The 8,627-nt window shown below is 33.0% G+C and carries 7 protein-coding genes; 5 read left to right on the plus strand and 2 right to left on the minus strand.

All coding sequences use genetic code 11. From position 1 onward, the window contains the following. The first annotated feature begins 70 nt into the window (after positions 1-70). The 3 genes from I6U48_RS26255 (at position 71) to I6U48_RS26265 (ending at position 4,302) form a co-directional block, all read left to right on the plus strand. Positions 71-2,122, plus strand: a complete 2,052-nt coding sequence (locus I6U48_RS26255; RefSeq protein WP_218323476.1) for a methyl-accepting chemotaxis protein — start codon at positions 71-73, stop codon at positions 2,120-2,122. A 14-nt stretch (positions 2,123-2,136) separates the two neighbouring features. Further along, the gene (locus I6U48_RS26260; protein WP_218323477.1) at positions 2,137-3,279 is read left to right on the plus strand and encodes a 1-propanol dehydrogenase PduQ; all 1,143 of its coding nucleotides are present in this window, start codon (positions 2,137-2,139) and stop codon (positions 3,277-3,279) included. Positions 3,280-3,576: 297 nt separating this feature from the next. Next, positions 3,577-4,302: a lysozyme inhibitor LprI family protein gene (locus tag I6U48_RS26265; protein ID WP_218323478.1), complete on the plus strand. Its 726-nt coding sequence runs from the start codon at positions 3,577-3,579 to the stop codon at positions 4,300-4,302. Positions 4,303-4,524: 222 nt separating this feature from the next. Here the strand turns inward: I6U48_RS26265 and I6U48_RS26270 are convergent, their stop codons facing one another. Further along, positions 4,525-5,484, minus strand: a complete 960-nt coding sequence (locus tag I6U48_RS26270; protein WP_246615566.1) for a HAMP domain-containing sensor histidine kinase — start codon at positions 5,482-5,484, stop codon at positions 4,525-4,527. Continuing rightward, positions 5,474-6,151 carry a response regulator transcription factor gene (locus I6U48_RS26275; protein WP_218323479.1) on the minus strand — a complete coding sequence of 226 codons (678 nt, stop codon included), beginning with the start codon at positions 6,149-6,151 and terminating at the stop codon, positions 5,474-5,476. Before I6U48_RS26275 ends, I6U48_RS26270 begins: the two co-directional genes overlap by 11 nt. Before the next feature lie 307 nt (positions 6,152-6,458). Between I6U48_RS26275 and I6U48_RS26280 the strand changes: the two genes are divergently transcribed. Both I6U48_RS26280 and I6U48_RS26285 read left to right on the plus strand, forming a co-directional pair. Then, positions 6,459-7,679, plus strand: a complete 1,221-nt coding sequence (locus I6U48_RS26280) for an efflux RND transporter periplasmic adaptor subunit (RefSeq protein WP_218323480.1) — start codon at positions 6,459-6,461, stop codon at positions 7,677-7,679. Positions 7,680-7,695: 16 nt separating this feature from the next. Beyond that, positions 7,696-8,627: efflux RND transporter permease subunit (locus I6U48_RS26285; RefSeq protein ID WP_218323481.1), on the plus strand; the 932-nt coding region annotated here is incomplete at its 3' end.

Consider the following 8,627-nt stretch of genomic DNA (forward strand, 5'->3'; position numbering starts at 1 on the left):
TCTCAAGGGCAAATCATTTATAAATATTTAGTAGTAAAACTATTGTTATTCAAATGTGGGAGGAATGATATTGCTTAAACTTAAAAGTATTAGAAGTATTACTTTAGTATTTATACTACCTGTTATTATCATTGGGATGATAATATTGTCCTTTTTAAGCTACCAAAGTGCAAAAACTTTAATCAATAAAGAAATACAAGACAAAATGGCATATTTATTGCAGCAGACTAATCAAGGAATTGAAAAAGAGCTACTAAAACATGCAGCAATACCTGCCACGCTAGCTAGAACTGTAGAAGCTGCTGGCAAATCAATGACAAAAGAAGACTATAAGGCATTGGTACAAAAATCAATTACTACTAATGAAGAAACTTTTGGGGCAGGAATATGGTTTGAGCCTTATAAATATAAAAAAGATGTAAAACTATATGCGCCTTATGCGTATAAAGAAAAGGATAAGGTTGTCTATACAGATGATTATAGTAAAGAGGAATTTAATTACATAAATCAAGAGTGGTACAAAAGTGGTATTAATACAGATAAAGTTATTGTATGGTCAGCACCTTATGTAGATGATTTAACAAAAATTACAATGGTGACTGCTACAGCTCCCTTTTATGATGGAGAAAAAAAGTTTGCTGGTGTAACTACAGCAGATATAAATTTAAGTAGTCTGCAAAAAATGGTCAATGATATTAAAGTAGGGAAGACAGGTAGAGCTTTTCTTTTAACCAAAGAAGGAATATATTTAGCTGATGCAGATGTAAGCAAAGTTATGAAGGTGAAAGTTACTGAAGATAAAAATAGAAGCTTATCTTTAATTGGAAAAGAAATGTTGTTTGGAAAAAGTGGACAATCAACTTATGATGGAGAAGATGGTAAAAACAGAATATATTACTCTACTGTGCCAGAAACAGGATGGGTTATGGCTTTAACAATATCAGAAAAAGAGATGATGTCTCCTATAGCAGTACTTTTAAGCAAATTAATTGTTGTTATATCAATTACCATAATTATTGTTGTACTGATTGTTATTGGGTATGCAAGATATATAACAAATAAAATTAAACCAGTGAATAAGTTAGCGCACGATATTGCAGAAGGTGATTTAACAAAGGTTTTAGAAATTAATAGGGAAGATGAACTTGGTCAAATGGGAAAGAGTATGAATCATATGGTGCAAAATTTGAAGAGTCTAGTAGGGGAAGTAAAGTATATCTTAAAAAATGTAGTGGAAACCTCGAAAGAACTAACATCTAGTTCAGAGCAAACCCAGTCAGCTTCAGAACAGATTGCATTAGAAATGCAGAAGATGGTTGATGGTAACGAATCTCAGGTAGATAGTGCTGCAAAGGCTTCTAGAGTAGTATTGCAAATATCCAGCAGTATGGAGCAAATTAAAAATAGTGTACAAAAGGTTAGCGAAGCTTCTGTGAAGGCATATAAACGAGCAGAAGATGGAGGCCATGTGGTAAAAGGAGCAATTGATCAAATTAATAAAATAGATGAAAGGGTAAATATTTCTTCTAACATCATAAATGTATTAGGTCAAAAATCTAATGAAATAGGAAATATTATATCCATTATTACTAATATTGCAGAACAAACCAATCTGCTGGCCTTAAATGCGGCCATTGAAGCGGCAAGAGCAGGAGAACAGGGTAAAGGCTTTGCAGTAGTATCAGAAGAAGTTCGAAAACTAGCGGAGCAATCTGGAAGTGCTGCAGGTCAAATAGGTGGACTAATTTATGAAATACAAAATGAAATGGAGAGTGCAATAAGATCTATGAGCAATGGAAAGGATGCAGTAAAAGAAGGAGTTGTAATGGTAAAAAACTCTGGGCATTGTTTCCACAATATTTTAGATGATTTGGATAATGTGTCAAAACAAATGCAGGGAATCTCAAAAGCAGCTGAGGAAATTTATGATGGAATACAAATGATGGTTAAAAGCATAGAAACAATAGTAGAAATAACTCAAGAATCATCAGGTAGCACACAAAATATAACGGCAGCTGCAGAAGAACAAAGCGCATTGATGAAAGAATTGGCCAATTGTGCACAAGTATTATCTGAGATGGCTGAAAGGTTGAGAAGTACAGTAGGTGTATTTAAATTATAGTAAGGAGAAATTATATGAATATATTTAGCATTAAATCTAAAGTTTGTTTTGACAAGGGCTCAATAGAGTATTTGAATACTATAAGGGATAAAAGAGTATGCATAATTACAGATCCATTTATGCTTAAATCAGGTGCTGCAGATAGGATAATTAATATATTTAGAGCTAATGAGGTGGAATATGAAATTTTTTCAGATATAAAACCTGATCCACCAATTGAGACTGTTGCTGCAGGAGTAAATAAAATGAGAACTTTTAAACCAGATGTAATAATTGCATTAGGTGGCGGTTCCTCAATTGATGCTACAAAAAGTATTATATTATTTACTGTTAAGATATTAAATGCTAATGGAGATAAATACAATAAGCCATTATTTATAGCTATTCCAACTACCAGCGGTACTGGATCTGAAGTTACTTCCTTTTCAGTAATTACCATGGGAACTACAAAATTTCCTTTAGTTAATGAGGAGATGGTTCCAGATATAGCTATAATAGATGCAGATTTTGTTAAAACAGTACCTCCACAAATAACAGCTGATACTGCGATGGATGTTTTAACTCATGCCATTGAGGCTTATGTTTCTAAGAATAGCTCTGATTATACAGATGCTCTTGCTGAGAAAACTGTAAAATTAGTATTTCAGTATTTATTGAGGGCTTATAAAGATGGAAATGATATGGTTGCAAGAGAAAAGCTGCATAATGCATCATGTATGGCTGGTATGGCATTTACAAATGCAAATTTAGGAATTAATCATAGCATAGCTCATACTGTAGGCGGAAATTTCCATATTCCACATGGTAGATCAAATGCAATTATTCTACCTTATGTAATTAAATATAACGCAAATCTTCAAGGACAAAAAGAAACAGAAGCAGCAAGAAAATATGTTGATTTATCCAGAATGTTAGGCTTACCATGCTCTTCAATAGAAGAAGGAGTTAGCAGTCTTATTTGTGCAATAAAAGTACTTATAAGAGAAACCAATATTCCAAGAAATTTAAAAGAAGCAAATGTAGATGGAAATGAGTTATTTAATAACTTGGAAAGCGTGGTAGATGCGGCATTAAAAGATAATTGTACAAGAACTAATCCAAGAATACCTAGTAAAGAAGATATAGGAAGTTTAATTAAAGAGATTTATGGTTATTAACAAAAAACCATATTAGAGAAATCTAGTATGGTTTTTGTGATTTGTAAAAGTCACTCAGACATATTTAGCTTAATGGGTGAAGAATATGTTGACTTTGGTAATATAATGTACCATTTTTAATTTATCAAATGGATAGGAATTTGAATAGCTTGACAAAAGAACGTACGTTTGATACTTTGGTTTTGTGGAAAATTTATGAATTGTAAGTAAATATATAAATTATGATATAATTACAATTAGTTAAATTAAGAAAACGAAAAATGGGAAATTTAGTATTATATTATTTGGAGGAGAAACATGAAAAAAATTGCAGGAATTTTAGTTTTAGTATTAGTACTAGGGTTAACTGGATGTAAGAGCAGTGCTACAACAAGTGAAAATACTGATAAATCAAATGTCAAAGTTGAGGACAAAACAAAAGATAAGGAAAAAGAAGATGTGAATGCTGATGTAGATGTAGAAAGTAAAATTGATCAATTAAATAGTTTAATTGACTCGAAGAAATATGATGAAGCAAATTCTTTAGCACAAGAATTAAGTAACAAGAAGATGAATGAATCTCAAAAGGCTGAAGTAAATAAATTAAAGACAAAAATTGATTCAGAATCAGCTAAAGCAAAAGTGGATACAAACAATGCAAAACAGGAAACTAAAGTACAGCAAAGTAAGAAACAAGAATATAAAACTAAATTGGATAATATTGAAATATCCTTAAAGGCTTTAGAGCAAAAAGAAGCTTCAGGAACAACCTATGATATGAGATCGGCTGCTAATGAAAGATATAAAAAATGGGATGCTGCTTTAAACGAAATTTATGGTGTATTAAAAGGTCAGCTATCAGCTACTGATATGAAAAAATTGCAGAGTGAAGAGATTAAGTGGATATCAGATAGGGATGCAAAAGCTAAAAAGGAAGCTTCAGAAATGAAAGGTGGAACAATGGAGCCAGTATTGTATATACGATCATTAGCAGATACAACAAAGGCTAGATGCTATGAATTGATAGAGAAATATATGCAGTAACCAAGTTGCTCTCTATAGGATAGAAGACATTTGGAAAACAATTCAACTTAGAAAAAGAATTAGTAAAATAGAGTTGTTGCACTTATTAGGGCATGTTTATTAAAGTGAAACAGCTCTACTAGTTTTATTTTGCCAATAATCCTTTTCGTATCGGCAATTCTATAATAAAAGTTGTACCATTACCATCTGCGCATTGCACATAAATCTTTCCACCATGCAGTTCTATAATTTTTTTGTAATTGCAAGTCCAAGGCCATTTCCATGTGTAGCATGAGAAGCGTCTCCCTGATAAAACTTATCAAAAATGCGATTCTGGGTTTCTTCATCCATTCCAGGGCCGTTATCACTTATGTTAAAGCGAATATAGTCCTTGTGCTGATGCAAACTCATATGCATTATAACATGTGCATTGGTAAATTTAATAGCGTTATCAATTAGATTAATCCACACTTGACTAATCAAATCCTCATCACTGGTAAAGTTAATTTCCTCACACTCAAAATCAAAGAAAGGATCTTTTTGACTCCATTTTTGTGCCATGATTGCAATACATCTTCGGATCTGCTCTGTCAAATTGTACTTTTTTAAGTTTGACACGATGGCTTGATTTTCAATTTTGCAGAGATTTAGGACATTTGTAGACAACTCTACCAAGCGGTCAGATTCGGTAATAATGATGTCGAGATATTCATTACGTTCTTCCTCTGTTAAATCATTATATTTCAACATTTTGGCGAAACCACGCATTGATACAATAGGTGATTTGAATTCGTGGGAAAAGTTGTTTACGAAATCAGAACGCAGAATTTCGATGCTGTTAAGCTCTTTCGCCATATGATTAAAGCTTTTGCTAAGCTGATGCAGCTCTGGGATGCCTCTTAAATTAATCCGTGTACTGAAATCCCCTGCTGCCAGAGCATCTATTGCAATCATAATCCTACGAATTACCTTTAAAGGAATCCTACCAAAAATAACTGATAATATTGTCCCAAGCAGTACACTAATTACAGCAAATGTAGCAGACATATGAAGAGGATTGGCTGAAAGCTTGAATTGAATTATTCCTTTACTCCTTAATAATAGAAGGAGAAATATAATAAATGATGTAGATACTATAATAAGAAATACAAGTCCTGTAAAAATCATTGTTAACCGCCAGTAAGAAGTTTTTTTATTCAACATTCTTCACCGCCTTATAGCCAACACCTCGTATGGCAACAATATCGAACTCAGGATAGCCGCCAAATCTTTTTCGTAGTCTAGTAATATGTACGTTAACAGTGGTATCCACAGACTCCGAATCCATTCCCCATAGCTCATCCATCAATTGAATACGGGTGAAGATATAGTCAGGAGTAGAGAGAAGCCTATAAAGCAGCTGGAACTCCTTTTTCGGAAGGGTCTGCTTATCATCTCCCCGTGTGACAGTGAAGGCATCACTATCTAGTGTAACTTCGCCAATCTTAAGTATATGCTCACTTGCCTCCTTTGAACGCCTAAGCAAGGCTTTAATATGCCAAAGCAGCTCTTCTTCATCTGCTGGCTTTGTCATGTAATCATCCGTTCCAGCTTGAAATCCTCTGATTTTATCTGCAGTAAGCTGTTTAGCCGTCAGCATTAGAATAGGAAGCATATTTCCACTTTTTCGCATAGTTTCAGTGAATTCGTATCCATTAATTTCCAGCATCATCACATCCAGCACGGTTAGGTCAATATGGACTTGATCCAAGACCTCCAGTGCAATAGTTCCATTATGAGCTAAATGTACTTCATATCCAGCATGGCTGAGAATAGCCTTCATCAACCGAGACTGGCTTTTATCATCTTCTACAACCAAAATTTTAAACATTATGATACCTCCCTGTCCTTTGAAATAATTATAACATGAAAAGAAAAACTTAAAATTAACTTAGAGTGAAATTGTTCTCAATGTTGCTTGTTCACAAATTGTTTATATTTCTAACCTCTGAGTTAATTTTTAGTTTTTCATGCTGCCATATAATGTCGATTATGAGTAGTTTAAGGAACTAAACATAAAACTTTCATTAAGTCTATAAAAAATTGGATTAAAAATTAATCTAGTTTTTATTAAGTCAATTTTGTTCAACGAATACTCAATGAATATTAATTTGCTATTAAATAAGGGAGGTTAAAAAATGTTAAGAAGAAAGAGATCACTTTGTATAATGATTATATTAGTTGCTGCCTGTGCTATATTTGCTTTTAAAAGTATTGTCTTAGATGGAATGAAGAAAGAAGCTTCAGTTGTGACAACCAATATGAATAAAGCTACTGTAAAAGTAATTAAGGCTAAGACAGACACAGTTGCAAATAGTGCGTCTTTTAATGCTTCACTTGAAGCATCCGAAGAAGGGACTATAAGTAATAAAGTAGGTGGAAAGATAGTTGAGGTTTTCTTTGAAGATGGACAAAGTGTATCTTCTGGTCAAGCTTTGGTAAAGCTAGATGATACTGATATAAGGAATAATATAAAGTCCAGTGAAGCACAAGCTCAATTGAATTCATCAGAGAGTTCAGCAAACTCTTCACAAATAGGGATTAGTAAGCAGCAAACAAATTTAGAAAGTGCTCAGAGGAATTATGATAGAATGAAGGCTCTTTATGATCAAGGTGCAGAATCTAAAGTTGATCTTGAAAATGCAGAAACACAGCTAAAAAATGCGCAAACTGACTTGCAGACAGCGCAGGCCAATGCACAATCTTCAACTCTTTCTGCTGAGGCACAAAGAGCCAACATACAAAAATCTCAAACAGATTTGGATACTCAAAGAGAGTCACTACAAAATACAATTATAACAGCTCCAATCAATGGAGTTATAAGTGGAAAAAATGTTACTGTAGGTCAGTATATAAGCCCTGGAACAGTTATTGGGAAAGTAGAAAATATATCTTCTATAAATGCTGTTATTGAAGCAAAAGATAGTGATTTAAGTTATATAAAATTAGGGGCAAAGGCTAAATTTAAACTAAGTAGTGATGATTCAGAAGAATATGATGGAGTTATTAAGAGTGTTGATGGAGCAGCAGATCCTACTTCTAGAATATTTAAATGTAAAATTCAGATTGATAATAAAGATGGAAAGCTTAAGCCTGGCGTTTTTGGAAAGATAAAAATTATTACAGATGAAAATAAAAAAGCAATTACATTGCCGTTAAAGGCAGTAGGCGGCAGTGAAGGAAACTATTATGTTTTTATAAACAATAATGGAGTAGCAAAAAAGCAAAATATAACTGTAGGAGAAATCAGTGAAGATACAGTAGAAATAAAATCTGGAATAAAAGATGGAGACAGTGTCATTTATACTAATGTAGATACACTTCAAGATGGTGATGCTGTAAAAGTAGCAGCAGAATAGGAGTTGAAAATTAATTATGTTTTTATCAGATGTCAGTTTAAAAAGACCTGTATTTATCACAGTAATAATTATTGCTTTACTGGCCTTAGGTATAGTTAGTTATAATAGTTTACCTATGGATCAGCTTACAGACGTTGATATGCCAACGATATCTGTTAGAATAACTCAAAATGGAGCAGATCCAGATCAGATTGAGTCAAAGATAACAAAAAAAGTAGAAGATGCAGTAAGTCAAATATCCGGAATGCAGCATGTTAGCTCAACTATAACAGAAGGAGTTTCAAGTACTAGTATTTCCTTTGAACTAGAAAAGCCTTCAGCTGAGGCTATGCAGGAGATAAAAGATAAACTGTCGAGTATCCGTAATAGTTTACCAAAAGATATTGATGATCCCGTAGTTTTAAAATTCGATGCTAGTGCGTCAGCTATCTTTTCTCTTGCTGTCACTGGCTCAATGTCTAATAAAGAGCTGTCACAGATAGTTGATGATAACATTGTAAAAAGACTACAGACCATAAATGGTGTTGGAGCTGTCAATACATCTGGTGAAGAGGAAAAAGAAGTTCATATAAAACTAAATAAGGAAAAAATGAATTCCTTAAATATTACAGTTTCAGAACTTACTAATAGTTTAAGTGCTGATAACATTAATCTATCCAGTGGTAAAGTTTCCAATGAAGATACGCAAATAAGCTTAAAAACAGATTCTTCCATAAAGAATGTAGATGATTTCCTTAATGTTTTAGTTACAAAACGTGATGGTAGTGAGATTAGACTTGGAGATATTGCAACAGTTGAGGATGGAAGTAAAGAAAAAACCAGTTTATCTTTTTATAATGGTAAGGAAGCAATTGGTATTGATATTGTTAAACAATCTAATTCAAATACAGTGCAAGTATCTAATGCTGTTAAAAAAGAAATTGAAAGGAGAACGTGCATAGGTTTGTG

The sequence above is a fragment of the Clostridium thailandense genome (genome assembly GCF_019207025.1).
Taxonomy (GTDB): Bacteria; Bacillota; Clostridia; order Clostridiales; family Clostridiaceae; genus Clostridium_AM; species Clostridium_AM thailandense.

What these genes read in the sequence shown, in the direction of transcription:
- I6U48_RS26270 (WP_246615566.1), bottom strand. Translation starts at nt 5,484, where the DNA reads ATGTTGAATAAAAAAACTTCTTACTGGCGGTTAACAATGATTTTTACA.
- I6U48_RS26265 (WP_218323478.1), top strand. Translation starts at nt 3,577, where the DNA reads ATGAAAAAAATTGCAGGAATTTTAGTTTTAGTATTAGTACTAGGGTTA.
- I6U48_RS26260 (WP_218323477.1), top strand. Translation starts at nt 2,137, where the DNA reads ATGAATATATTTAGCATTAAATCTAAAGTTTGTTTTGACAAGGGCTCA.
- I6U48_RS26275 (WP_218323479.1), bottom strand. Translation starts at nt 6,151, where the DNA reads ATGTTTAAAATTTTGGTTGTAGAAGATGATAAAAGCCAGTCTCGGTTG.
- I6U48_RS26280 (WP_218323480.1), top strand. Translation starts at nt 6,459, where the DNA reads ATGTTAAGAAGAAAGAGATCACTTTGTATAATGATTATATTAGTTGCT.